The sequence below is a fragment of the Rhizobium sp. X9 genome (assembly GCF_018873185.1).
Classification (GTDB): domain Bacteria; phylum Pseudomonadota; class Alphaproteobacteria; order Rhizobiales; family Rhizobiaceae; genus Agrobacterium; species Agrobacterium oryzihabitans.
This window is the reverse complement of record NZ_CP071311.1, coordinates 1,043,846-1,067,705: the sequence shown is the minus strand read 5'-3', so window position 1 is coordinate 1,067,705 and position 23,860 is coordinate 1,043,846. Positions and strand designations below refer to the sequence as shown.

The window sequence follows — 23,860 nt, the reverse complement described above, 5'->3', positions numbered from 1 at the left end:
AAAAAAATATGAATGTCGTCGTCGTAGAATCTCCGGCCAAAGCCAAGACGATCAACAAGTATCTTGGTCCCGGCTACAAGGTTCTTGCATCTTTTGGCCACGTCCGGGACCTTCCTGCCAAGGACGGATCGGTGCTGCCCGACCAGGACTTCGAAATGTCCTGGGAGGTCGATAGCGCGTCCGCCAAGCGCATGAAGGACATTGCCGACGCGGTGAAATCCTCCGACGGCCTGTTTCTCGCAACCGACCCGGATCGCGAGGGCGAAGCGATTTCCTGGCATGTGCTCGATCTTTTGAAGAAGAAGCGCGTTCTCGGCGACAAGCCGGTGAAGCGTGTGGTCTTCAACGCCATCACCAAAAAGGCGGTGCTGGATGCGATGGCGAACCCACGCGACATCGACATTCCACTGGTCGACGCCTATCTCGCCCGCCGCGCGCTCGATTATCTCGTCGGCTTCAACCTGTCGCCGGTGTTGTGGCGCAAGCTGCCCGGCGCCCGCTCGGCCGGCCGCGTGCAGTCCGTTGCATTGCGTCTCGTCTGCGATCGTGAATCCGAGATCGAACGTTTCGTCTCCGAGGAATACTGGAACATCAGCGCGCTTTTGAAGACACCGCGCGGTGACGAGTTCGAAGCCAAGCTGGTTTCCGCCGATGGCAAGCGCCTGCAAAGCCGCTCGATCAAGACCGGTGAGGACGCCAACCGCCTGAAGGCGCTGCTCGAAGGTGCGACCTATGTAGTCGACACCGTCGAGGCAAAGCCCGTCAAGCGCAATCCCGGCCCGCCCTTCACCACCTCGACGTTGCAGCAGGCGGCGTCTTCACGCATGGGCTTTTCCGCCTCGCGCACCATGCAGGTGGCACAGAAGCTTTATGAAGGTATCGATATCGGCGGCGAGACCGTCGGTCTGATCACCTATATGCGTACCGACGGCGTGCAGATGGCACCGGAAGCGATCGACGCCGCACGCCGCGCCATCGGCGAGCAGTTCGGCGACCGCTATGTGCCGGAAAAAGCGCGCTTCTATTCAACGAAGGCAAAGAACGCCCAGGAAGCGCACGAGGCGATCCGCCCGACCGACTTTAACCGCACGCCGGATCAGGTGAAGCGTTACCTTGATGCCGACCAGCTGCGTCTTTACGACCTGATCTGGAAGCGCGGCATTGCAAGCCAGATGGCATCTGCCGAAATCGAACGTACCACGGTGGAAATTCTTGCCGACAAGAACGGCGAAAAGGCCGGTCTTCGTGCCGTCGGTTCGGTGATCCGCTTCGACGGCTTTATCGCCGCCTATACCGACCAGAAGGAAGATGGCGAGCAGAGCGACGACGGTGACGACGAAGGCCGTCTGCCGCCGATCAATGCGCGCGAGAACCTCGCCAAGCAGAAGATCAATGCCAGCCAGCACTTTACCGAGCCGCCGCCGCGTTATTCGGAAGCATCGCTCATCAAGAAGATGGAAGAACTCGGCATCGGCCGTCCTTCCACCTATGCGGCGACGCTGAAGACGCTGAGCGACCGCGAATATATCATTGTCGACAAGCGCAAGCTCATCCCGCATTCGCGCGGACGACTGGTGACGGCTTTCCTCGAAAGCTTCTTCTCCAAATATGTCGAATACGACTTCACCGCCGCTCTCGAAGAAAAGCTCGACCGTATTTCCGCTGGTGAGTTGGACTGGAAGCAGGTGCTGCGCGATTTCTGGAAGGATTTCTTCGCGCAGATCGAAGATACCAAGGAATTGCGCGTCACCAACGTGCTGGATGCGCTGAACGAGGTTCTGGCGCCGCTGGTGTTCCCCAAGCGTGAGGATGGTTCGGATCCGCGCATCTGTCAGGTTTGCGGCACCGGCAATCTCTCGCTGAAGCTCGGCAAATACGGCGCTTTCGTCGGTTGCTCCAACTATCCGGAATGCAATTACACCCGCCAGCTCACCTCCGATGGTTCGGAAGCCGAAGCTGCGGCCTCGAACGAGCCGAAGGCACTCGGCGCCGATCCGATGACCGGTGAAGAGTTGACGCTGCGCTCCGGCCGCTTCGGACCCTATATCCAGCGCGGCGACGGCAAGGAAGCCAAGCGTTCTTCGCTGCCCAAGGGCTGGAAGCCTGAGGACATCGACCACGAGAAGGCTTTGGCGCTCATCAACCTGCCGCGCGATATCGGCAAACATCCGGAAACCGGCAAGATGATATCGGCCGGTCTCGGCCGTTATGGGCCGTTCCTTCTGCATGACGGTTCCTATGCGAACCTTGAAAGCATCGAGGACGTGTTCTCGATCGGTCTCAACCGCGCCGTCACCGTCATTGCCGAAAAGCAGAGCAAGGGACCGGGACGCGGCCGCAGCGGCACGCCGGCAGCGCTGAAGGAACTGGGCGACCACCCTGATGGCGGCCCGATCACCGTGCGTGACGGGCGTTATGGCGCTTACGTCAACTGGGGCAAGGTCAACGCCACCATTCCGAAGGGTCAGGATCCGGCCTCGGTGACGCTGGACGAGTCTCTGGTGCTGATTGCCGAGCGCATTGCCAAGACCGGCACCGGCGGCAAGCCTGCCAAGGCCAAGAAGCCCGCCGCCAAGAAGGCCGATAGCGACGCCGCGGCAAAACCGAAGGCGACGAAAGCCAAGGCAGCAACCAAGAGCAAGACGGCCGCCAAGCCGAAGGCCGCAGCCAAATCCAAGAAGGCAGAATCGTGAGCAAGGCGCCGCGTCAGAAACAGGGTTCCGCCAGCGACGGCTTCGGACGCACCGGGCGCGGCAAGCGGGTGAACGAAGGTGAAGGCATCATCCATGGCGAGGTGCCTTCCCGCGAAGTGCTGCTGAAATTCATCGCAGACCATCCGCAGCAGGCCTCCAAACGCGAAATCGCCAAGGCTTTCGGGCTGAAGGGGGACGACCGCGTTGTTCTCAAGGCGCTGCTGAAGGAGCTTGAAAACGACGGCATGGTGCAGAAGAGCCGCAAGACGCTGACGCGGCCGGGTGGCCTGCCGCCCGTTACGGTTCTCGACATCACCACCCGCGACAAGGATGGCGAATTGATTGGCAGGCCGGCGGAATGGCCGGAAGATATGGGCGCGGCACCTGCCGTGCTCATCCGCCAGTCCTCGCAGGATCGCGGCAAGAAAGCCCCGGCGGCCGGTCTCGGCGACCGCATTCTGGCAAAGATCTTCCCCTCCAAGGACAGCGTCGGCCCGGCCTATACCGCCCGTGTCGTGAAGCTCATCGACCGTCGCCAGAACGCGCTGCTCGGCGTGTTCAAGCAGACGGAAGGCGGCGGCGGACGCCTGATGCCGATCGACCGGCGCGGCGAGGAAATGGTCATCGACCCCGATGGTGTCGGCGACGCCAAGGACGGCGATCTGATCGAGGTGGAAACCTCACGCAATAGCGGCCGTTACGGCCTGACGCGCGCGAAGGTTCTGTCTGTCGTCGGCTCAGTCGCCTCGGAAAAGGCGATCTCGATGATCGCGATCCATGCCCACGGCATTCCGCACATCTTCCCTTCGAATGTTCTGGCCGAAGCGGACGCTGCCAAACCCGCAACCATGTCGCACCGCGAGGACTGGCGCGACCTGCCGCTCATCACCATCGATCCGGCCGACGCCAAGGACCATGACGACGCGGTCTATGCCGAACCGGATACATCGCCCGACAACCCTGATGGCGTCATCGTCACCGTCGCAATCGCCGATGTCTCCTGGTATGTGCGATCAGGCGCGCCGCTCGACCGCGAGGCGCTGAAGCGCGGCAACTCCGTCTATTTCCCTGACCGTGTCGTGCCGATGCTGCCGGAGCGCATTTCCAATGATCTCTGCTCGCTGAAGGAAGGCGTCGACCGCCCTGCCCTTGCCGTGCGCATGACCTTCTCCAAGGAAGGCCGCAAGGCGGGCCACACCTTCCATCGCATCATGATGAAAAGTGCTGCCAAGCTTTCCTACCAGCAGGCTCAGGCAGCAATCGACGGCCACCCGGACGACAAGACCGGCACACTGCTGGAGCCGATCCTGAAGCCGCTTTGGCACGCCTATGCCGTGATGAAGCGCGGCCGCGACCGCCGCCAGCCGCTGGAACTCGACATGCCGGAGCGCAAGATTCAGCTCAGGCCCGACGGCACGGTGGACAAGGTCGTCATTCCCGAACGCCTCGACGCGCACAAGCTGATCGAGGAAATGATGATCCAGGCGAATGTCGCCGCCGCCGAGACGCTTGAAAAGAAAAAGCAGCCGCTGGTCTACCGCGTGCATGACGCGCCGACGCTCTCGAAGCAGGAGGTGCTGCGCGAATTCCTCGGCACGATCGGCATTTCCATGGCCAAGGGCGTGGCCATGCGCGCCAATTCCTTCAACGGCATTCTGGCACGCGCACTCGACACGCCGCACCAGATCATGGTCAACGAAATGGTGCTGCGCAGCCAGAGCCAGGCGATCTACAGCCCGGAAAATATCGGCCATTTCGGCCTCAACCTGATGAAATACGCGCATTTCACCTCGCCGATCCGCCGTTATGCCGATCTGATCGTGCACCGTGCGCTGGTGGGGTCACTGGGCCTCGGCGAAGGCGGCATCACCCCGCAGGAAGAGGCGACGCTTGATGATATCGCCGCCGAAATCTCCACCTTCGAGCGGCGCGCCATGGCGGCCGAGCGCGACACCGTCAACCGGCTGATCGCGCATCATCTTTCCGAACGGGTGGGTGAAGAGTTCGAGGGCCGCGTCGGCGGTGTCACCAAGGCGGGACTATTTGTCGCGCTGCCGCAGTTTGGCGCGGACGGGTTTGTTCCTATATCTACACTCGGAACCGACTATTTCCTTTACGACGAGGCGCATCAGGCTCTGACGGGGGAAAAGACGGGTCTCGGTTATCAACTAGGCGACACGGTTCAGGTGCGGCTCGCGGAAGCGGTGCCACTGGCGGGTGCGCTGCGTTTTGATATGCTGAGCCCTGGGCGCAAGATGCCGGTCGGCACCCGGTCGTTCCACAAGGCGGGCCGGCGGACATCGCGTCCTGCCGCAAAGCCCGGAACACGGCCGCCCAGAAGGCGACGTTAGGCCGGCGACGCTAACAAGACCGCGACAGGCGGTAGAAGGAAACGGGAGAAGGACTTAAGGATGAGTGCACATCAGAGCTCGGAAACGGTCACCTTCGGCGACAACAGTGCGGAGCGGCCGCTTGGACGCTCCATCATGCGGGGTATGGCGAACCGCTGCCCGGCCTGCGGCAGCGGCCGCCTGTTTCGCGCTTTCCTGAAGCCGGTGGATAATTGCGCGGCCTGTGGTGAGGAAATGCATCACCACCGTTCCGATGATTTGCCGCCCTACATCTCCATCGTCATCATCGGCCATATCGCCGTCGGCGGTTTCATGATGACGGACATGGTTTTTTCCGTTCCCATGTGGGTGCATTTCGCCATCTGGGTGCCGATCACCATTCTCGCTGCCCTTTTGACGCTGCAGCCGATCAAGGGTGGCGTCATCGGCCTGCAATGGGCGCTTAAGATGCACGGCTTTGACGGAAAGCAGCCAAAAGCGCAGATAGACGGCTCCTCCCACTGACCGCGGGCGGGAACTTTCACGTGCCCCAGCGTCCCACGAATACCGGAGCGGCGAGCACACCGATGCGTCCGCGCGATGCCGCCTCCATCATTCTGTTCGACCGTTCCGGCCCAGCCCTCCGGGTGCTGATGGGCCAGCGCAGCAGCGCCCATGTCTTCATGCCGGGCGCTTACGTGTTTCCCGGCGGCAAACGCGATCCGCGCGACCACGCCCTGCCCTTCTCAAGCGACCTGCATCCCGCTGTCATCAACAGCCTGACAGTCTCTGCGGCGCGCCGTCTGAGCATTGCCGGGGCAAGAGCACTGGCGCTTGCCGCCGCCCGCGAACTTGTCGAGGAAACCGGCGTGGACATCGGGCTCGATACGGGCGGCCCGGATCTTTCCTGTTTCCGATATGTGGCGCGCGCCATCACCCCGCCCGGCAATATCAGGCGTTATGACACCCGATTTTTTTGCTGTTATGCCGACGAATTGCGGCTGGATACCCGGCTAACCCGAGATTCCGACGAGTTGCACAATGTGCAATGGCTTGACATGAATGACCTTTCCGGTCTGAACATGCCGAAAATCACGCGCACGGTTCTCGAAGATGTCACAAAACTCATGATAGGTGATCCCTCACTGCCCTTTGACAGCCCCGCGCGGCTCTATTTCACGCGCCACGGCCGATTCATTCAAGAGTTTGTATAAAGGCCGTTATGTCACAAATGAAATGCGAAGCGGATGCCATTCACTGGCCCTCACTGATCGCCGCGATTTCCGCCATCAGTGCGGTCGGTGTCGCCATCGGTCTTGGCCTGCCGCTCCTGTCGATCATCCTCGAGAAGCGTGGCATCTCCTCCACCATGATCGGCGTGAATTCGGCGATGGCCGGCGTCGCCGCGATGATGGCCGCGCCGGTGACGACCAAGATCGCCCATGATTTCGGCGTGGCGCGAACGATGCTGTTTGCGGTCGTCGTTTCGGCCCTGAGTGCGCTCTGTTTCTATTTCGCCGACGCCTTCTGGATGTGGTTTCCGCTGCGAATCGTCTTCCATGGCGCAACCACCACGCTGTTCATCCTTTCCGAATACTGGATCAACATGACAGCGCCGCCGAAAAAACGCGGCATGGTTCTCGGCATCTACGCTACCGGACTTGCGGTCGGCTTTGCTGTCGGCCCGCTGTTGTTTTCCGTGGTCGGCAGCGAGGGCATCCTGCCGTTTCTGGTCGGCGCGGCGATCATCCTGCTGGCGGCGATCCCGATCTATCTGGCGCGCGGCGAGAGCCCGGAGCTGGACGAGCGGCCCAACCACCATTTCATCCGTTATGTCTGGCTGGTGCCGATGGCGTCCGCTGCGGCTTTTGTCTTCGGCTCGGTGCAGGCGGGCGGCCTGTCGCTCTTTCCGATCTATGCGACGCGTGAAGGCTTCAACGAATCACAGGCCGCACTTCTGCTGACCGTGATGGGCATCGGCAACATGGTCTTCCAGATACCGATCGGCCTGCTTTCGGACCGGATGAAGGACCGGCGCACGATGCTCGCGCTGATGGCCTTTGCGGGCGTTTGCGGCACGTTGGCGCTTCCCCTGCTGGTGGACAGCTGGATCCTCGTGGCGGCTCTGCTGCTGTTCTGGGGCGGCCTCGTATCCGGCATGTATACCGTCGGCCTCACGCACCTCGGATCGCGCCTGAAAGGTGCAGATCTCGTGGCCGCCAATGCCGCCTTCATCTTCTGTTACGCCATGGGCACGATAGCAGGACCACAGGCCGTGGGCATTTCCATGGATGTCGCCGGCACCGATGGCTTCGCCTGGGCGCTCGCCGTGTTTTTCGGGCTTTACGTGGTGCTTTATGCCTTCCGTTTTGTTTTCCGGGCAAAACAGACTTGACTTTTCAGGCGCGATACGTAGTTTCGCGCCAGATTTAGCCGAGGTGAGAAGCGCCTGCGGCTTCTCTTTTGTTTAAAGGCAGGACGACCATGGCGAAAGCTACAACAATCAAGATCAAGCTGCTGTCGACAGCCGACACCGGTACCTTCTACGTCACCACCAAGAACAGCCGTACGTTCACGGACAAGATGACGAAGACGAAGTACGACCCGGTTGTACGCAAGCACGTTGAATTCAAGGAAACCAAGATCAAGTAATTCTTGATCGGGTTCTCCGGCAAAAGCGCGCCCAACGGGCGCGTTTTTTGTTTGTGCGCTGGGGCAAATCCAGACACACTCTTATTCGTACGGACATCGCAGGGGAGGATGTGCCGAAGGCCCCTTCCCCGCCATTCCAAGCCAAGCCGATGACGAGACCACAAGGTGACGCGCGATGAGTGCCAGAAGCCCTCTGTGTCGCGAACGCTTCCGTCGCCCGAATGCAGCGTAAGAGAACACTCCGCTAAAGGCGCGTTACAGGCAGACGGATTTTGAGGGATAAGGCGGTCGGCCAACGATGTGATTACGGCACGAGGAACCGATTCGGACATCGTCAGCCGACCGACCCCACGATTCAGGAGATGCGGCGGACCTGAGCATCATGGGGCATTCGAACTACGCAATACCAGCCCCTGACGAGCGAATTCGCGGCGGTGTCAACCGCCATCATTCCATCATCACAAGACGGAAAACCCGCCGGAAGAACTGTTACTCTCAATAGGGAGTGTGCGCAGAAGTAAAATAAAAATCAACAAATTCTTAAGCCAGAGATACATCACTTGGAAAACATGGTTAAATATACCAAGCTGGCACACTATAGTTCCCTGAGAGATTGAATTCAACGTATTTTTCAACTTGAACTCTATTAACCCTGCTTACTTTCACGCCTTCATTGCAAGAAGATAAAATACAGGCCGCGTCAGGGGCTTGGGACCTATCGAGTCCCCCCTAAAATTCGTTATGCGGCTATTGCCAGTACGCAGCACAAGAAAAAAGGCGCATGAATTCTCCACGTAAAGTGGAGTTTGGGGGGCGTCAGGCCGCAGCTGCCACAACCCGGTTGCGTCCGGCGCCCTTTGCTTCGTAGAGCGCCCTGTCGGCCTGTTTCAAGAGTTCGTCAGGTGTGCCGAAGGCACCTTTACTGGTGGCGATGCCAAGTGAAGCAGTGATGCTCAGTTCGCGGTCGATGGAACGCACGTAAAAAGGCTTGTCCTCGACGATTGCCCGCAGGCGCTCGGCAACGCTTGCCGCCAGCTCCATCGGCGTATCCGGCATGACGACCACGAATTCTTCCCCGCCATAACGGCAGGCGAGATCGGCGCCGCGCACCGTGCTGCGGATACGCGCTGAAAACTCCCGCAGGACTTCGTCACCAACATCATGGCCATAGGTATCGTTGACCAGCTTGAAACGGTCTATGTCGGTCATGCAGATGGAGATCGGGCGGCCACGAACGGCGGCACGGTCGAAAAGTATCCTGAGGTGACTGTCGAGATAACGGCGATTATTAAGACCTGTCAGCCCGTCGACGATGGCAAGTTCCATCGTATGCTGGAGATTGAGCCGCAGATGCTCGTTATAGCGCTTGCGCCTGATCTGCGTGAGCGACCGGGCGACAAGTTCGTTGGGATCGATCGGGCGGAGAATGTAATCGTTCACACCGAGATCGAGTGCGCGCGAAACCATATCGTCCGCCCCCTGCTCCGCCACCAGAAGCAGCGGCAGAAAACGGGTGCGCTCCAGAGAGCGAAGCTGCGAGCACAGTCGCAGCGGATCGTAGTCTTCGAAATTGGAATTGACGATGACGAGTTCGAAGGGGTTGCTCGCTGCCTTCAGCAGTGCCGCCTGCGGCTCGGTGACGGCATCGACCTCGGCAACCGGCTTCAGCGCCCTGACAATGCGCTCCTGCGAGCTGGCACGGCCATCCGCGACGAGCACACGGCCTGGCGTCTGCATAAGGCCATCGCTGCGCAGCATCTCCTCGATGCCGATCTGCCTTGCCGTTTCGGCGCGCATCCGCAATTCGTCACTGACGGCCTTGAGGCGCACCAGGCTTTTGACACGGGCGATCAGCTGAAGATCATTAACCGGTTTGGTCAGAAAATCGTCGGCGCCCGCTTTCAGGCCGCGCACGCGGTCTGACGGCTGATCGAGCGCGGTGACCATGACGACCGGGATATGCGCCGTTTTGGGGTTGGCCTTCAGGCGTTCGCACACCTCGAAACCGTCCATGCCCGGCATCATGATGTCGAGCAGGATGATATCGACCTGTTCCTCGTCGCAGATCGCCAGCGCCTTGAAGCCATCCTCGGCGGTGACGACGTCGAAATATTCCGCCAGAAGCCGCGCCTCGAGAAGCTTGACGTTTGCGGGTATGTCGTCAACAACCAGAACTCTCGCCGTCATAACAGTTCCCCAGTCGCCTTATGCATCGCCAAGATATGTCTTGATGATTTCGATGAATTTCGGAACGGAGATCGGCTTCGACACATAGGCCTCACATCCGCCCTGACGAATGCGTTCCTCATCGCCCTTCATGGCAAACGCAGTGACCGCGATGACCGGAATGACATGCAGCTCGTCATCCTCCTTCAGCCACTTGGTCACCTCCAGCCCGGAAACCTCCGGCAGCTGAATATCCATGAGAATGAGGTCCGGGCGGTGCTTGCGGGCAAGGTCCAGCGCTTCCATGCCGTTGCGTGTCTGGATCGTCGTATAGCCAGACGCCTCGATCAGGTCGCGAAAGAGCTTCATGTTCAGCTCGTTATCTTCGACTATCATGACCTGCTTGGGCATGGTGAGCAGTCCCCGTTTCGCTTTGAAACCTTCATCCAGACATATAGGGTGTCAGAGAACCGATTCCATCGTCCATTTGTTGCGCAAGGCTAGATGGATTTGGTTTCAAAATAGGTAACTTCGGTAGAGAAATGCTGCGAGATCCAAAAAACAAAGACGATGCCGGCAAAGATCCGCAAGAAACGGCGGCCGCCATACTTGGCTGGCTGGCAAACGAGCCGGACATGCTGGCGCGTTTTCTGGCGCTGAGCGGATTGCAGGCCAACATGCTGCGCCAGGCCGTCAACGATCCCGGCTTTCTGGCGGGCCTCACCGATTTTCTGATGAGCCACGAGCCCGACCTCATGGCCTTCTGTGCCGCGACGGGTACCTCTCCCGAAACGGTGGCTGCCGCCTGGCACCATTTTTCCGGGCCTGGGCTGGATTCAGGCGTGTATTGACAGGCCGACCTCTTGAGCCAAGGTCACCACCGGAGTATGGTCGGCAACGTTCTGGTTTTGTTTTCGGTCCATGCCCACGTCGCACCACTATGATCCCGGTTTTTGCCGTGACTGTCTGGCGGGCCAGCCAGCGGGCATGAGGCGTTGCCGCGCCTGCGGCAGCCCGCGTCTCGTCTACCATGACGAACTCTATGATCTCAGCATCGCCCATATCGATTGCGACGCCTTTTACGCCTCCGTCGAAAAACGGGACAATCCCGAACTTGCCGACAAGCCGGTCATCGTTGGCGGTGGCAAGCGCGGTGTGGTTTCCACCGCATGCTACATTGCCCGCATTCAGGGCGTGCGTTCCGCCATGCCGATGTTCAAGGCGCTGGAAGCCTGCCCGGATGCGGTGGTCATCAAGCCGGACATGGAAAAGTACAGCCGCGTCGGGCGCGAAATCAGGTCCATGATGCAGGAGTTGACGCCGCTCGTGCAGCCGATTTCCATAGATGAGGCATTTCTTGACCTTTCCGGAACCGAAAGGCTGCATCATGATCCGCCAGCGCGCGTGCTGGCGAAATTTGCCAAGCGGGTGGAAAAAGAGGTCGGCGTGACGGTCTCGGCCGGCCTGTCCTATTGCAAGTTTCTGGCCAAGGTCGCTTCCGACCTCAAAAAGCCGCGCGGCTTTTCGGTAATCGGCGAAGCCGAGGCGCTTTCCTTTCTGGCGACGCGGCCCGTCACCACCATCTGGGGCGTGGGAAAGGCATTTGCGGCAACGCTGGAGGCGGACGGCATCCGCATGGTGGGCCAGCTGCAGGAGATGGAGGAAGGCGATCTGATGCGCCGCTACGGGGTGATGGGGCAGCGGCTCTTCCGGCTCTCACGCGGCATAGACGAGCGTCATGTCCACAACAATGACCCGGCCAAAAGCGTGTCTTCCGAGACCACTTTCTTCAACGATATTTCCCGGCACGATGACCTCGTCCCGATCCTGCGCTCGCTGTCCGAAAAAGTCGCCTGGCGGCTGAAGAAGAGCGGCATTTCAGGCCAGACGGTGGTGTTGAAAATGAAGACGGCCGACTTCAAGAGCCGCACCCGTAACCGCAGGCTTGATGACCCTACCCAGCTTGCCGACCGGATATTCCGCACCGGTCTTTCGCTGCTGGAAAAAGAAACCGACGGCACCAAGTTCCGGCTGATCGGTATCGGCGTCAGCGATCTGCGCGATGGAGGGCTTGCCGATCCTCCCGATCTCGTCGACAGACAGGCTGAACGCCGGGCAGCGGCGGAAGCGGCCATGGACAAGCTGCGCGACAAGTTCGGCAAGGGCAGCGTCGAGACCGGCTACACTTTCGGCACACGAAAGTGAGGCCTGCGCATGCCGGTGCCGCTCTCAGCGAATGACGCGCGTTTATTTAAGCTTTTACACAAATTAGTGATGCTGCAACTGGCGCATCCTTAAACTTCATTAAACTTCGCGTGGTTGAGTGAAGCAAGTTTTGTGCATGTGGTGTATTGCGTCATGTCCCTTCGCCTATGTTTTCTGACCGGCATGTTGTCGGCCAGCATTCTTGCCTTTCCGGCGCTCGCCGCCGACAGCAAGTCCCTGCAGATCGTCGTTTCGAAAAACGATCAGTCGCTGGCGCTTTATGAAAACGGCGAGATCATCGCCACATCGAAAGTCTCCACCGGCAAGGCCGGACATGAGACGCCGAGCGGCATATTTTCCATTCTGGAAAAGCGTAAATACCACGAATCCAATATCTACTCGGCCGCCCCCATGCCCTTCATGCAGCGGCTGACATGGTCGGGCATAGCACTCCACGAAGGTAAGGTGCCGAATTATCCGGCCTCGCATGGCTGCGTGCGCCTGCCCTCCAAATTCGCGAAGTCACTCTTCGGCGACACGCAACGCGGCGTGCACGTCATCATCACCGACCGGCCGGTCTCGCTGCGCTTCGTGCAGCATCCGGCGCTGTTTGAGCCGCGCGAGGATGGCGATGACGGCGAGCTGCTGCTCTCCGATGTCGAGCTGCGCCCGGCGACATTCGATGCCGCACTGGGTGCGGTGGAGGTCGCGGTCAATGAAAAGACGCATTCTCTCAAGCCGGCTCTCAAAACGACCGCAAAGGGTAAGGAATCTTCGCCCCTGCGAATCCTCATCACCCGGCGCGGTGAGCGGGAAAAGGTGATGGATATTCAGGCCTTGCTGACCCGCCTTGGTTTCGATGCTGGTTCAGCGGATGGTTATGCCGGAGAGATGACGATCAGCGCCATTAACGGGTTCAAGCGCTGGAAAGGCCTGAAAACCACCGGACCGCTTCTGACGGATACTTTCGTAACGGCGCTTTATGCTTCCGCCGGTGAAGACCATCCACTGAGCGGCCAGATCATGGTGCGGCAGGATTTCAAGCCGTTGTTCGAGGCCGCCATCGACATCAAGGATCCTGAAGTGGCGCTCGGAACCCATTTCTTCGAGGCCGTTTCGGTGGACCGTGCGAGGGGCACCGCCGAATGGAACGGCTTGACGCTGGAAAACCATCTGCCCACCGCTGCCCGCAAGCGGCTGGGCATTACCGTTACCGAGGCTCCCGGCGGCTTCGACCAGCTGAGCGCCGTGCTCGGCCGCCTCGACATACCGGCCGACATCCGTGCCCGCATCGAAAAGGAGCTTTCAACGGGCAGCTCGATCACCGTTTCCGACCTCAGTCACCAGATGGAGACAGGTGCTGGAACGGACTTCATCACCGTGACCAGGGAAGGGCCGGTCTGAGCAGGCTGCGCGATTGAGGCCTCACACCAGCTCGACATCAACAATGCCGGGAGCGGAGCGAAGTGCTGCGGCGATTTCCGGCGAAATGCGGTATTTCTCCGTCAGTTCCACCTCGATCTCGCGACTGCCTTCATCCTTGATGACGATAAAATAGACTGATCCGTCACCCTTCGTGTTGAGGTGCCGGGCGACGGTTTTCAGCGGGCCAGAATCGCGCACGTAAACGCGCAGAGCCTTCTGCATCTGCACGGATTTCTCCTCCAGCGATTGCGCCGTCTGGATGCGAAGACCGATGCCTTCCGGGCGTTCTTCGGCCTGAACAGTGATGACCAGCGATTTGCCCACTTCTAGCAGATCACGGAACTGGCCGAGCCCTTCGGAAAACAGCACAGCCTCATACTGCCCTGACGCATCCGAGAAGGTGACGATTCCCATCTTGTTGCCGGTGCGGGTCTTGCGCTCCTGCTTGCCCGTGACCGTGCCGGCCAGACGCCCGGCGGTTGCGCCCTGCTTCACCGCCGCTGAAAAATCGGCGAAATTCTGTACCCGCAATTTCTCCAGGACCGGCCGATAGGTATCGAGCGGATGGGCGGTGAGGTAAAAGCCGAGTACCTGATATTCGCGCAGCAGCTTTTCCGAAGCGAGCCAGGGCTGGAAGGCGGGCAGCACGAGCTTTTCCGGACCGCTTGCGCCGCCTGAGCCGAACATGTCCGACTGGCCGGTGACACGGCTTTCCTGCGCGCGCTGCGAATAACCGATGATCCGGTCCAGACCGCCGATCATCTCGGCACGGTCGCGACCGAAACAATCGAAACCGCCGGCATTGATGAGGCTTTCCAACACACGCCGGTTGATCTGCTTCGGATCGATCCGCAGGCAGAAATCCTCAAGGCTCGTAAACGGCTTGTCGCCGCGAACAGTGACGATGTGCTCCACCGCCCCCTCGCCCACGCCCTTGATGGCGGCCAGCGAATAATAGATGCGGTTTTCGCCCGTCTCGAACTGGCGGAAGGAGGTTTGCACGGAAGGTGCGACGATCTCGATGCCGAGGCGGCCGGCATCCTGCCGGAAATCGTTGAGCTTATCCGTATTCGCCATATCAAGCGTCATGGAGGCCGCCAGGAACTCCACCGGATAATGCGCCTTCATATAGGCGGTCTGATAGGAAACGATGGCGTAGGCGGCTGCGTGGCTCTTGTTGAAGCCGTAATTGGCGAATTTCGCCAGAAGGTCGAAGATGGTGTCGGCCTGCGGCTTCGACACGCCGTTCTTGATGGCGCCATCAACGAAACGTTCGCGCTGCTTGTCCATCTCCTCCTTGATCTTCTTGCCCATGGCGCGGCGCAGAAGATCGGCCTCGCCGAGCGAGTAACCGGAGAGAACCTGGGCGATCTGCATCACCTGTTCCTGATAGACGATAACGCCCTGCGTTTCCTTCAAGAGATGGTCGATGGTTGGATGGATGGACTCCAGCTCCTCCTCGCCATGCTTGCGGGCATTATAGACCGGGATATTCTCCATCGGTCCCGGACGATAGAGCGCCACCAGCGCGATGATATCCTCGATGCAGTCCGGGCGCATGCCGATCAGCGCCTTGCGCATGCCGGCACTTTCCACCTGGAACACGCCGATGGTCTCCCCGCGCGACAACATCTCGTAGGTTTTTGCGTCATCCAGCGGAATTGCGGCAAGATCGACCTTGATGCCGCGCTTGGCAACAAAATCGACGGCCACCTTCAGCACCGTCAGCGTCTTCAGGCCGAGGAAGTCGAATTTGACGAGGCCGGCGCTTTCCACCCATTTCATGTTGAACTGGGTGACCGGCATGTCGGAGCGCGGATCGCGATACATCGGCACGAGCTTCGATAGCGGCCGGTCTCCGATGACGATACCGGCGGCATGGGTGGATGCGTGCCGGTAAAGCCCTTCGATCTTCTGGGCGATATCAAGCAGACGGGCGACGACCGGTTCCTTGTCCGCTTCTTCCTGCAGACGCGGTTCTTCCTCGATGGCTTTCGACAAGGGTGTCGGATTGGCCGGGTTGTTGGGCACGAGTTTGCAGATCTTGTCCACCTGCCCATAGGGCATTTCCAGCACGCGGCCAACGTCGCGCAAAGCCGCACGCGCCTGCAGCGAACCGAAGGTGATGATCTGCGCCACCTGCTCGCGGCCATATTTGCGCTGCACGTAACGGATCACCTCTTCGCGGCGATCCTGGCAGAAGTCGATATCGAAGTCGGGCATCGATACGCGTTCGGGATTGAGGAAGCGTTCGAACAGCAGCGAGAAGCGCAGGGGATCGACGTCGGTGATGGTGAGTGCATAGGCAACGAGCGAGCCGGCACCCGAACCGCGGCCGGGGCCGACCGGAATATCCTGCTGCTTGGCCCATTTGATGAAGTCGGCAACGATGAGGAAGTAACCGGGGAATTTCATGCGCGAGATGACGCCGAGCTCGAAATCCAGTCTCTCGCGATAATCCTGCTCCGTATAGCCGGGCGACATGCCGAGCGCGGCGAGCCGCTGATCCAGCCCCTCGACAGCCTGTCGACGCAACTCCTCGGTTTCGGCGTGCTCCGCAGCCTCCGGATCGTCGCTGGCGCCGGTGAAACGCGGCAGGATCGGCCCGCGTTTTTTCAGCACGTAGGAGCAGCGGAGCGCAATCTCGATGGTGTTTTCCAGCGCCTCGGGAATGTCGGCAAACAGCGCCGTCATTTCCTCGCGGCTTTTCAGATAATGGTCGGGGGTCAGGCGAAACCGGCTGTCATCGGAAACGATGGCGTTATGCGCCACCGCCATCAACGCATCATGCGCCTCGTAATCGGCCTTTGAAGGAAAGAACGCCTCATTGGTGGCGACAAGCGGAATATCGTGTTCGTAAGCAAGCCCGATCATACGCCGCTCATGGGCGCGGTCATAACCGGACTGGCGCTGCAATTCGATGTAAAGCCTGGCACCGAAGAGCGACTTCAGCGTTATCAGACGTTCTTTTGCCTGGGATGCATGCCCTTCCTTCAGGGCCATATCAACAGGACCACCCGAGGCGCCCGTCAGCACGATCAAACCGGCATTGGAGGCCTCCTCCAGCCACGCACGGGTAATGTGCACGGACTGGCCGCCGCTCTCACCTTCCAGATAAGCGCGGCTGATCAGATCCACCAGCCGCTCGTAACCTTCAGCATCGGCCGCCAGAAGCACGATGGCGGGAAGTTTTGCGAGGTGGCTGTTATGGTTGCGGCGATCATCCGCCGCATCCTGCATGTCGATCGATACCTGGCAGCCGATGATCGGCTGCAAACCTTCATCGCGCGCCTTTTCGGAAAATTCCAGGGCAACGAAAAGATTGTTGGTGTCGGTAATGGCAATGGCCGGCTGCCCGTCCGCGACGGCCTTGGACATGATTTTCTTGAGGGGTAGCGCCCCCTCAAGCAGGGAGTAAGCGGAATGGACCCGCAGATGGACGAAACCCGGCGTTTTCAGCGTTCCGTCAGAGTTTTCTCCACGCACAACCGTATCGCCCATAACATCGTCCTGTCATTCTGAATCGAGGGGACGATTTTCCGATTTCCGGCGCTCAAAGTCCACAGCCTTGCGGCCTCTATACAGGCTTCTGCGCCGGTGCGTCCTTCACAGGGCAGTGAGGATCACCGAAAAGCTGGCAACGAAGACAGCGATGGAAGCGAAAGCGGCAACGTCACGGATGAAATCAGTCATTGGTCTCTCCTTACTCGTTATGTTCCAAGTTTGTTCTCATTTCGTTCCATTGTCAACAGGGTTCTGCTGATGTTCCTCTTGCTAACGCGAGAGAATCGGCCGCGGTTCCGTTGGCGTTGTCGGCAAGTCCCTGACTCCAAAGCAAAAAACCCGGAGGCAAAAAACACCTCCGGGTTCGGAAAAATTCAGTTGTGGAAGAGCGAGCGACAGTCTGGCCGACGCAGGGTGAAGAGACTCACCGGTTCGGTACGGATCGCACCGGGCGTCGCAATGATCGCCCTATGCAGTGACGATCAGAAATCGACGATCTTCCCTTCGGCGAGCGTCACGCGACGGTCCATGCGGTTGGCAAGATCGTGATTATGGGTGGCGATCAGTGCTGCAAGACCGGACTGGCGCACCAGCGCTTCCAGCGCATCGAACACATAATGCGCGGTCTCGGGGTCGAGGTTGCCGGTCGGCTCGTCGGCAAGCAGCAGGAGCGGTGCATTGGCGACTGCGCGCGCAATGGCCACACGCTGTTGTTCACCGCCGGAAAGTTCCGCCGGGCGATGTTCGCCGCGATGGCCGACGCGCATGTAGTCGAGCAGCGCGCTGGCGCGCTTGCGGGCCTCAGCCTGCGTCAAGCCGGCGATGAGCTGCGGCATCATCACATTCTCCACCGCCGAGAATTCCGGCAGCAGGTGATGGAACTGGTAGACGAAACCGATGTCGCTGCGGCGGATCGCCGTGCGGGTTTCGTCGCCCAGCCCATTGCAGGGCGCACCGTTGATGAAGACCTCGCCGGCATCGGGATGTTCCAGAAGCCCCGCCAGATGCAGCAGCGTGGATTTGCCGGTTCCCGAGGGGGCGACAAGTGCCACCATCTCGCCGCTCTTCAGTTCAAAATCGGCCTTGCGCAGAATGGAAAGCGACGTCTCGCCCTGACCATAAGTCCTCTCGACGCCGGTAAGCCGCAGCACTGTTTTTTTTGCCATATTGCGAAGCGGTCCTTATTCGTAACGCAGGGCCTGCACCGGATCGAGCTTGGAAGCCCGCCATGCCGGAAAGATCGTTGCCAGGAAAGAAAGCGTCAGCGCCATGATGACAACGGTGATGGTCTCGCTCAAATCCATTTCAGCCGGCAGCTGGCTCAGGAAATAGAGCTGCGGATCGAACAATACCGTGCCTGATATCCAGGAGAAGAATTGCCGGATGGATTCCACGTTGAGGCAGACGATGACGCCGAGCGCCACGCCCGCGAAGGTGCCGACCGTGCCGATTGCCGCCCCGGTCATGAAGAAGATGCGCATGACCGCGCCGGAACTGGCGCCCATGGTGCGGAGAATCGCGATATCGCTGCCCTTGTCCTTCACCAGCATGATGAGGCCGGAAATGATGTTGAGCGCCGCCACCAGAACGATGAGGGTGAGGATCATGAACATGACGTTTCTTTCCACCTGCAGGGCGGAGAAGAAGGTCTGGTTTCGCTGTCTCCAGTCGGTGATATAGATCTGCCGTTCGGCCGCCTGCTCCACCAGCGGCCGGATTCCGTCGACATCGTCGGGACGGCTGACGTAAAGCTCGATGGACTGCACGATACCGTCGGCATTGAAATAAAGCTGGGCTTCCGACAAGGGCATATAGATCATCGAGGCGTCATATTCCGACATGCCAATCTCGAAGACGCCCGATATCTTGTAGGATTTGACGCGTGGATTGACACCCATCGGCGTCACATCGCCTTCCGGCGAAATGAGGGTGATATCGTCGCCCGCCGTCACGCCAAGCTGGGCGGCGAGCCGCGAGCCGACCAGAACGCCGTCTCCCGCCATGAAGCCAACGAGGTCGCCGGTCTTGATGTTGGTGGAGACTTCCTTGATCTTGTCGATATCGTCCTGACGCACACCGCGCACCAGCGCGCCGGAGCCTGCACCGCCGCGACCGGAGGCCAGGGTCTGGCCTTCCACCAGCGGCAGGGCCATGTTGACACCCGGAACGGCGGCGAATTTCTTCGCCAGCTCATCATAATTGTTGAAGGGCTGATCGATCGGCTGGACGATCATGTGGCCGTTGATGCCGAGAATGCGGGAAATCAGCTCCGTGCGGAAACCGTTCATCACCGCCATGACGATGATGAGCGTCGCAACGCCCAGCATGATGCCGACGAAGGAAAAGCCGGCGATGACGGAAATGAACGCTTCCTTGCGCCGCGATCGCAGATAGCGCCACGCCACCATGCGCTCGAAAGCGGAAAACGGCCGGGCGGTTTTTTCCCGGGCGGAAGGAGCCGCACCCTTGTCAGCCTCGGCTTTTGCCATTTCGTCTCCCTGATCTCACCTTGCAAGATCGGTCTTTTCAAAGACCGGTCCCAATCTCTGCGGCATGCGCTCTAAAACTGGAGCGGTCTTCGGATGAAGGCCGCTCCCATCTTTCCGTTCGTGCTTAGCCAAGCACCCTGTTCATTGCCGCCTCGATTGTGACGGTTTCACGTTCGCCGGTCTTGCGGTCCTTCACTTCGACCTCGCCATTCGCGACCGAACGCGGGCCGACGATGATCTGCAACGGCACGCCGATGAGGTCGGCGGTGGCAAACTTCTGGCCGGCGCGGTCGTCGGTGTCGTCGTAAAGAACATCCTTGCCGGCGTTGGACAGCGAGTAATACAGCTTTTCGCAAGCCGCATCACAGGCCTCGTCGCCAGCCTTCATGTTGATGATGACGACATCGAACGGAGCAACCGAAGCAGGCCAGATGATTCCGTTCTCGTCATGCGATGCTTCAATGATGGCGGGAACAAGGCGTGTCGGTCCGATGCCATAGGAACCCATGTGGACGGGGTGTTCCTTGCCATCCTTGCCCTGCACTTTCGCGCCCATCGGCTCGGAATATTTGGTGCCGAAATAGAAGATGTGGCCGACTTCGATACCGCGCGCGGAAAGGCGCTCGCCATCGGGAATGGCGTCATAGGCGGCTTCGTCGTGCATTTCCGAGGTGGCGGCATAATCGGCCGTCCACTCGTCGAAAACGCCCTGAAGCGCTGCGACATCGTCGAAATCGGTATTCTCAGCCGGGATGGCGCGGTCGAGGAAGCTCTTGTGGCAGAAAACTTCGGATTCGCCGGTATCAGCCAGAATGATGAATTCATGGCTGTGGTTGCCGCCAATCGGGCCGGTATCGGCGCGCATGGGAATCGCACGCAGGCCAAGGCGCTCGAAGGTGCGCAGGTAAGCCACGAACATCTTGTTATAGGAGTGGATCGCCTCTTCCTTGGTCAGATCGAAGGAATAGGCGTCCTTCATCAGGAACTCGCGCGAACGCATGGTGCCGAAACGCGGGCGAACCTCGTCGCGGAACTTCAGCTGGATATGGTAGAGGTTGAGCGGCAGGTTCTTGTAGGACTTCACATAGGAACGGAAGATGTCGGTGATCATCTCCTCGTTGGTGGGACCATAGAGCATCTGGCGGTCCTGGCGGTCCTTGATGCGCAGCATTTCCTTGCCGTAGTCATCGTAGCGGCCGCTTTCCTGCCAGAGCTCGGCAGATTGCAGCGTCGGCATCAGAAGCTCGATGGCGCCGGAGCGGTCCTGCTCCTGCCGGATGATCCTGTTGACCTTGTCCAGTACACGTTTGCCGAGCGGCAGCCAGGAATAAATGCCAGCCGATTGCTGCCGGATCATGCCCGCACGCAGCATCAGGCGGTGGGAGACGATCTCCGCTTCCTTGGGGTTTTCCTTCAGGATGGGCATGAAATAACGGCTAAGACGCATGACGGCTTCCATTGATATTGGCGATAACGCGCATATGCGCGGGAATCGCCCCGAATAGAGGGATATTGGCGCCGTACATAGCCGTTTCCCGCCAAGAAGAAAACCCGCCATTAAAAGAGCGCTCAAGGCGATTTCATGGCATTTTCGCGATAGCTAATTCGCGTCAAAACGCTTTGGTCGGAATATTATTCTTGTTCCGGTGCGACAAATTGCACCATAGGGAATTTTTTGCCGACTGTAACAAATATGCAAAAAATGAGATGACAAGCATGGGTGATTAAGCTAGCTTTAGCTTACAAAAGAGGCAGGAAGTCTAAATTCTTGTCGTTTTCGCGGTCAGTCTTGGGAGGATCAGATCTTAGGCGCGCTCGTTCGCTGCCCCGGTAACGGTTACAGATCACGCGAAACCTGAAAAACAAGGCTGAAAAGCCTTGTTTTTTTTTGATTCATAGACGCGACCAACCCCCGGCTCGTTATTCCGGTTAAATTGTGACGGTGAATCAGCCGTCCGATACGTCCATGCTGTGTGCACGATGGAGATGACATCCTTATGACAGTGTCCGGTGCGCCGCTTGCCGCGCCGTGGTGGGTGCTGACATGTGAGGATTTTTTACTCTGCCTCTTTCCCTTATTCCTTTGCTTGTCACAGGGGCCCAGTCAGCCCAAGTTTTTGGGCTGAAAAGGACTCTCTCTCCGCGCAGACGCGCGTCGGCTGGATTCCTGTGACAGGCACAGGAATGAGGGGAAGAGAACGTCTGCTATGGGTGCCGACAGGCTTCCGATGCGTCAGTCGTAGACGGGAATAATTCTCGGCAAGTCATCAAGGCTGACGCCGAACCACCAGGATCCGCCGTACCAGATGCCGCAGATCAGGGCCGATATCAGGGTGGTCAACAAGACGACACGGCCGCCCCTGAACCGCGACGGTGCGCTTGCGACCGTGCCCAGCGCCACGTCTCCGTCTTCCGCCTGGGTACGAAGGCCGATCGGCAGCACGACGAAAAGAACCGTCCACCAGACGATGAAATAAATGGCGAAGACCGAAAGAAGCGGCATGACATCCTCCCTGCATGTGCGTTCCTTGTAACGCATTCATCCGTAAACCGGAATCACTTCCCTGCCAGAAGCGCAAAAAGCCACAGGAAGAAGCGGGAAACAGTTGCCACGTCATATCCGGATCAACCCGGATATGGCGCGACGCAGCTGTTTGAAAGGTCCAGCGGCTCTCCGGCTCAGACCTTCGTCACGAAAACCGTCACGATCGGCTTCTTGCCCCAGGTCTGGTTGGCGGCAGCGCGCACGGCGCGGCGAACCGCCTCGCGCAGCAGTTCCAGATCCTTGCGACGGGCGCGGGGAATGCTCTCCACAGCGCCGAGAACGGCGTCATAAAGCGTATCTTCCATATCCTCGCCTTCGTCATCGAATTCCGGCAGGCCGAAAGGCACGACATCGGGATCGCCGAGGAAGTCATAACGGCTGTCCAGCACCACATTGACGGACACATGGCCAGCGAAGGAAAGCTTGCGACGGTTGGAGATTCCCATCTCGTCCATATCGCCGATGAGATTGCCATCCTTGAAGACGCGGCCATGCGGTGCATCGTCGATGACTTCCGCAGGACCGGGTGCCAGACGCAGAACATTGCCGTTGCGAACCTTCGGCACCTGCGAGATGCCGGCCTGTTCGGCCAGTTCCTTCTGCGCCACCAGATGGGCGGCCTCGCCATGCACCGGCACGACGATCTGCGGCTTCGTCCATTCATACATCTTCAGAAGTTCGTTGCGGCGCGGATGGCCGGAAACGTGGACCAGAGCCTCATTGTCCGTAACGATGTGGACACCCTGCTCTATCAGGCCGTTCTTGATCTCGATGATCGCCTTTTCGTTGCCGGGAATGGCGCGCGAGGAAAACACGACCGTGTCCCCGGCGGCAAGCGCCACATTGCGCATCTCATCACGCGACAGCTTGGCAAGGGCCGCCCGCGGCTCGCCCTGAGAGCCGGTGAGAATGACGACGACCTTGTTGCGCGGGATATAGCCATATTCGTCTTCGGCCAGGAACGGCTTGATACCTTCCATGATACCGAGATCCTGCGAGACGTTGACGACGCGCTTCAGCGACGAGCCGAGCAGCAGCACCTCGCGGCCCGCCGCTTCTGCAGCCTGCGCGATGGAACGGATACGCCCGACATTGGAGGAGAAGGTGGTGATGGCCACGCGGCCCTCGGCATTTTCGATGATCTGCCGCAGACCTTCGGAGACTTCGTGTTCCGACGGAGACACGCCGTCGCGGAGCGAGTTGGTGCTGTCGCACATCAGCGCCAGTACGCCCTCTTCACCGATGGCGCGGAAGCGGGCCTCATCCGTCAATGGACCGAGCGACGGCGCTTCGTCGATTTTCCAGTCACCCGTGTGGATGACATTGCCGAGCGGCGTGCGGATGACCAGCGACATCGGCTCCGGGATGGAGTGATTGACGCCGACGGCCTCGATTTCGAAGGGACCGACATTGATGCGATCGCCCGCCTTGAAAGGCGTCACCGGGATCTCGGCGCGGGAGCCTTCATAGGCGCGCTTCGCCTCCAGCATGCCGGCGGTGAAACCCGAGGCATAGACGGGCACGTTGAGGCCCGGCCACAGATCGTTCAGCGCGCCATAATGGTCCTCATGAGCGTGGGTGATGATGATGCCTTTGAGGCTCTTCTTCTGCTCGGCGATGTAGCTGATGTCGGGCAGAACCAGATCGACCCCCGGCAGATCGAGACCGGCAAAGGTCACGCCGCAATCCACCATGATCCATTCGCGCTTGCTTGCCGGACCGTATCCGTAAAGCGCCAGATTCATGCCGATTTCACCGACGCCGCCAAGCGGCAAAAATACCAGTTCGTCCTGTTTAGCCATTATTCTTCTTATCCATTCACGAGAGCGCGCGAGCGACGGCGATCTGCCA

At 59.5% G+C, this 23,860-nt stretch carries 17 protein-coding genes; 9 read left to right on the top strand and 8 right to left on the bottom strand.

Translation table 11 applies throughout. The annotated features are described in order from the left end of the window. The first annotated feature begins 8 nt into the window (after nucleotides 1-8). The 6 genes from topA (at nucleotide 9) to rpmG (ending at nucleotide 7,675) form a co-directional block, all read left to right on the top strand. Entirely contained in the window at nucleotides 9-2,693 is a 2,685-nt protein-coding gene (gene topA, locus JZY08_RS05185; protein WP_216331229.1) for a type I DNA topoisomerase, read from the top strand. Continuing rightward, on the top strand, nucleotides 2,690-5,044 hold the full coding sequence (gene rnr / locus JZY08_RS05180) for a ribonuclease R (RefSeq protein ID WP_216331227.1): 2,355 nt from the start codon (nucleotides 2,690-2,692) through the stop codon (nucleotides 5,042-5,044). The genes topA and rnr overlap by 4 nt, the downstream gene beginning before the upstream one ends. 60 nt (nucleotides 5,045-5,104) lie before the next feature. Then, on the top strand, nucleotides 5,105-5,548 hold the full coding sequence (locus JZY08_RS05175) for a DUF983 domain-containing protein (RefSeq protein WP_035242571.1): 444 nt from the start codon (nucleotides 5,105-5,107) through the stop codon (nucleotides 5,546-5,548). A gap of 62 nt (nucleotides 5,549-5,610) precedes the next feature. After that, entirely contained in the window at nucleotides 5,611-6,237 is a 627-nt protein-coding gene (locus tag JZY08_RS05170; protein ID WP_003496400.1) for an NUDIX hydrolase, read from the top strand. Between the two features lie 17 nt (nucleotides 6,238-6,254). After that, a complete protein-coding gene (locus tag JZY08_RS05165; RefSeq protein WP_003496401.1) occupies nucleotides 6,255-7,418 on the top strand; it encodes an MFS transporter in 1,164 nt (387 codons plus the stop codon). 89 nt (nucleotides 7,419-7,507) lie between these two features. Then, nucleotides 7,508-7,675, top strand: a complete 168-nt coding sequence (rpmG, locus tag JZY08_RS05160; protein ID WP_003496403.1) for a 50S ribosomal protein L33 — start codon at nucleotides 7,508-7,510, stop codon at nucleotides 7,673-7,675. An 816-nt stretch (nucleotides 7,676-8,491) separates the two neighbouring features. Here rpmG and JZY08_RS05155 read toward each other — a convergent pair. Continuing rightward, complete coding sequence (locus tag JZY08_RS05155) at nucleotides 8,492-9,862, bottom strand: PleD family two-component system response regulator (RefSeq protein ID WP_003496407.1); 1,371 nt, start codon at nucleotides 9,860-9,862, stop codon at nucleotides 8,492-8,494. A gap of 18 nt (nucleotides 9,863-9,880) precedes the next feature. Next, complete coding sequence (locus tag JZY08_RS05150) at nucleotides 9,881-10,252, bottom strand: response regulator (RefSeq protein ID WP_003496409.1); 372 nt, start codon at nucleotides 10,250-10,252, stop codon at nucleotides 9,881-9,883. Between the two features lie 131 nt (nucleotides 10,253-10,383). Between JZY08_RS05150 and JZY08_RS05145 the strand changes: the two genes are divergently transcribed. The 3 genes from JZY08_RS05145 to JZY08_RS05135 all read left to right on the top strand — a co-directional run bounded on the left by JZY08_RS05145 (nucleotide 10,384) and on the right by JZY08_RS05135 (nucleotide 13,450). Then, nucleotides 10,384-10,692, top strand: coding sequence for a DUF3572 domain-containing protein (locus JZY08_RS05145; RefSeq protein ID WP_216331225.1), 309 nt, complete (start codon nucleotides 10,384-10,386; stop codon nucleotides 10,690-10,692). Nucleotides 10,693-10,762: 70 nt separating this feature from the next. Then, nucleotides 10,763-12,046, top strand: coding sequence for a DNA polymerase IV (locus JZY08_RS05140; protein WP_216331224.1), 1,284 nt, complete (start codon nucleotides 10,763-10,765; stop codon nucleotides 12,044-12,046). A 153-nt stretch (nucleotides 12,047-12,199) separates the two neighbouring features. Continuing rightward, nucleotides 12,200-13,450: a L,D-transpeptidase family protein gene (locus tag JZY08_RS05135; protein WP_216331222.1), complete on the top strand. Its 1,251-nt coding sequence runs from the start codon at nucleotides 12,200-12,202 to the stop codon at nucleotides 13,448-13,450. A 21-nt stretch (nucleotides 13,451-13,471) separates the two neighbouring features. Here the strand turns inward: JZY08_RS05135 and dnaE are convergent, their stop codons facing one another. The 6 genes from dnaE to JZY08_RS05105 all read right to left on the bottom strand — a co-directional run bounded on the left by dnaE (nucleotide 13,472) and on the right by JZY08_RS05105 (nucleotide 23,811). Next, nucleotides 13,472-16,972, bottom strand: a complete 3,501-nt coding sequence (dnaE, locus tag JZY08_RS05130; RefSeq protein ID WP_216331220.1) for a DNA polymerase III subunit alpha — start codon at nucleotides 16,970-16,972, stop codon at nucleotides 13,472-13,474. A gap of 485 nt (nucleotides 16,973-17,457) precedes the next feature. Next, nucleotides 17,458-18,141 (bottom strand): ABC transporter ATP-binding protein, encoded by a 684-nt coding sequence (locus JZY08_RS05125; protein WP_003496425.1) that lies wholly within the window; start codon nucleotides 18,139-18,141, stop codon nucleotides 17,458-17,460. 15 nt (nucleotides 18,142-18,156) lie between these two features. After that, the gene (locus JZY08_RS05120; RefSeq protein ID WP_216331218.1) at nucleotides 18,157-19,464 is read right to left on the bottom strand and encodes a lipoprotein-releasing ABC transporter permease subunit; all 1,308 of its coding nucleotides are present in this window, start codon (nucleotides 19,462-19,464) and stop codon (nucleotides 18,157-18,159) included. A 124-nt stretch (nucleotides 19,465-19,588) separates the two neighbouring features. Then, nucleotides 19,589-20,911 carry a proline--tRNA ligase gene (gene proS, locus JZY08_RS05115; protein ID WP_035242814.1) on the bottom strand — a complete coding sequence of 441 codons (1,323 nt, stop codon included), beginning with the start codon at nucleotides 20,909-20,911 and terminating at the stop codon, nucleotides 19,589-19,591. A 786-nt stretch (nucleotides 20,912-21,697) separates the two neighbouring features. Continuing rightward, entirely contained in the window at nucleotides 21,698-22,003 is a 306-nt protein-coding gene (locus JZY08_RS05110) for a DUF1467 family protein (RefSeq protein ID WP_003496431.1), read from the bottom strand. Nucleotides 22,004-22,143: 140 nt separating this feature from the next. Continuing rightward, nucleotides 22,144-23,811, bottom strand: a complete 1,668-nt coding sequence (locus JZY08_RS05105) for a ribonuclease J (RefSeq protein WP_216331216.1) — start codon at nucleotides 23,809-23,811, stop codon at nucleotides 22,144-22,146. Between the last annotated feature and the right edge of the window lie 49 nt (nucleotides 23,812-23,860).

Bases quoted from the DNA above. Each gene is read 5' to 3' on its own strand.
- dnaE (WP_216331220.1), bottom strand. From the start codon at position 16,972: ATGGGCGATACGGTTGTGCGTGGAGAAAACTCTGACGGAACGCTGAAA.
- JZY08_RS05150 (WP_003496409.1), bottom strand. From the start codon at position 10,252: ATGCCCAAGCAGGTCATGATAGTCGAAGATAACGAGCTGAACATGAAG.
- JZY08_RS05105 (WP_216331216.1), bottom strand. From the start codon at position 23,811: ATGGCTAAACAGGACGAACTGGTATTTTTGCCGCTTGGCGGCGTCGGT.
- JZY08_RS05170 (WP_003496400.1), top strand. From the start codon at position 5,611: ATGCGTCCGCGCGATGCCGCCTCCATCATTCTGTTCGACCGTTCCGGC.
- JZY08_RS05125 (WP_003496425.1), bottom strand. From the start codon at position 18,141: ATGGCAAAAAAAACAGTGCTGCGGCTTACCGGCGTCGAGAGGACTTAT.
- topA (WP_216331229.1), top strand. From the start codon at position 9: ATGAATGTCGTCGTCGTAGAATCTCCGGCCAAAGCCAAGACGATCAAC.
- JZY08_RS05165 (WP_003496401.1), top strand. From the start codon at position 6,255: ATGAAATGCGAAGCGGATGCCATTCACTGGCCCTCACTGATCGCCGCG.
- JZY08_RS05155 (WP_003496407.1), bottom strand. From the start codon at position 9,862: ATGACGGCGAGAGTTCTGGTTGTTGACGACATACCCGCAAACGTCAAG.
- JZY08_RS05145 (WP_216331225.1), top strand. From the start codon at position 10,384: ATGCTGCGAGATCCAAAAAACAAAGACGATGCCGGCAAAGATCCGCAA.
- JZY08_RS05140 (WP_216331224.1), top strand. From the start codon at position 10,763: ATGCCCACGTCGCACCACTATGATCCCGGTTTTTGCCGTGACTGTCTG.
- JZY08_RS05120 (WP_216331218.1), bottom strand. From the start codon at position 19,464: ATGGCAAAAGCCGAGGCTGACAAGGGTGCGGCTCCTTCCGCCCGGGAA.
- proS (WP_035242814.1), bottom strand. From the start codon at position 20,911: ATGCGTCTTAGCCGTTATTTCATGCCCATCCTGAAGGAAAACCCCAAG.
- JZY08_RS05110 (WP_003496431.1), bottom strand. From the start codon at position 22,003: ATGCGTTACAAGGAACGCACATGCAGGGAGGATGTCATGCCGCTTCTT.
- rpmG (WP_003496403.1), top strand. From the start codon at position 7,508: ATGGCGAAAGCTACAACAATCAAGATCAAGCTGCTGTCGACAGCCGAC.
- JZY08_RS05135 (WP_216331222.1), top strand. From the start codon at position 12,200: ATGTCCCTTCGCCTATGTTTTCTGACCGGCATGTTGTCGGCCAGCATT.
- JZY08_RS05175 (WP_035242571.1), top strand. From the start codon at position 5,105: ATGAGTGCACATCAGAGCTCGGAAACGGTCACCTTCGGCGACAACAGT.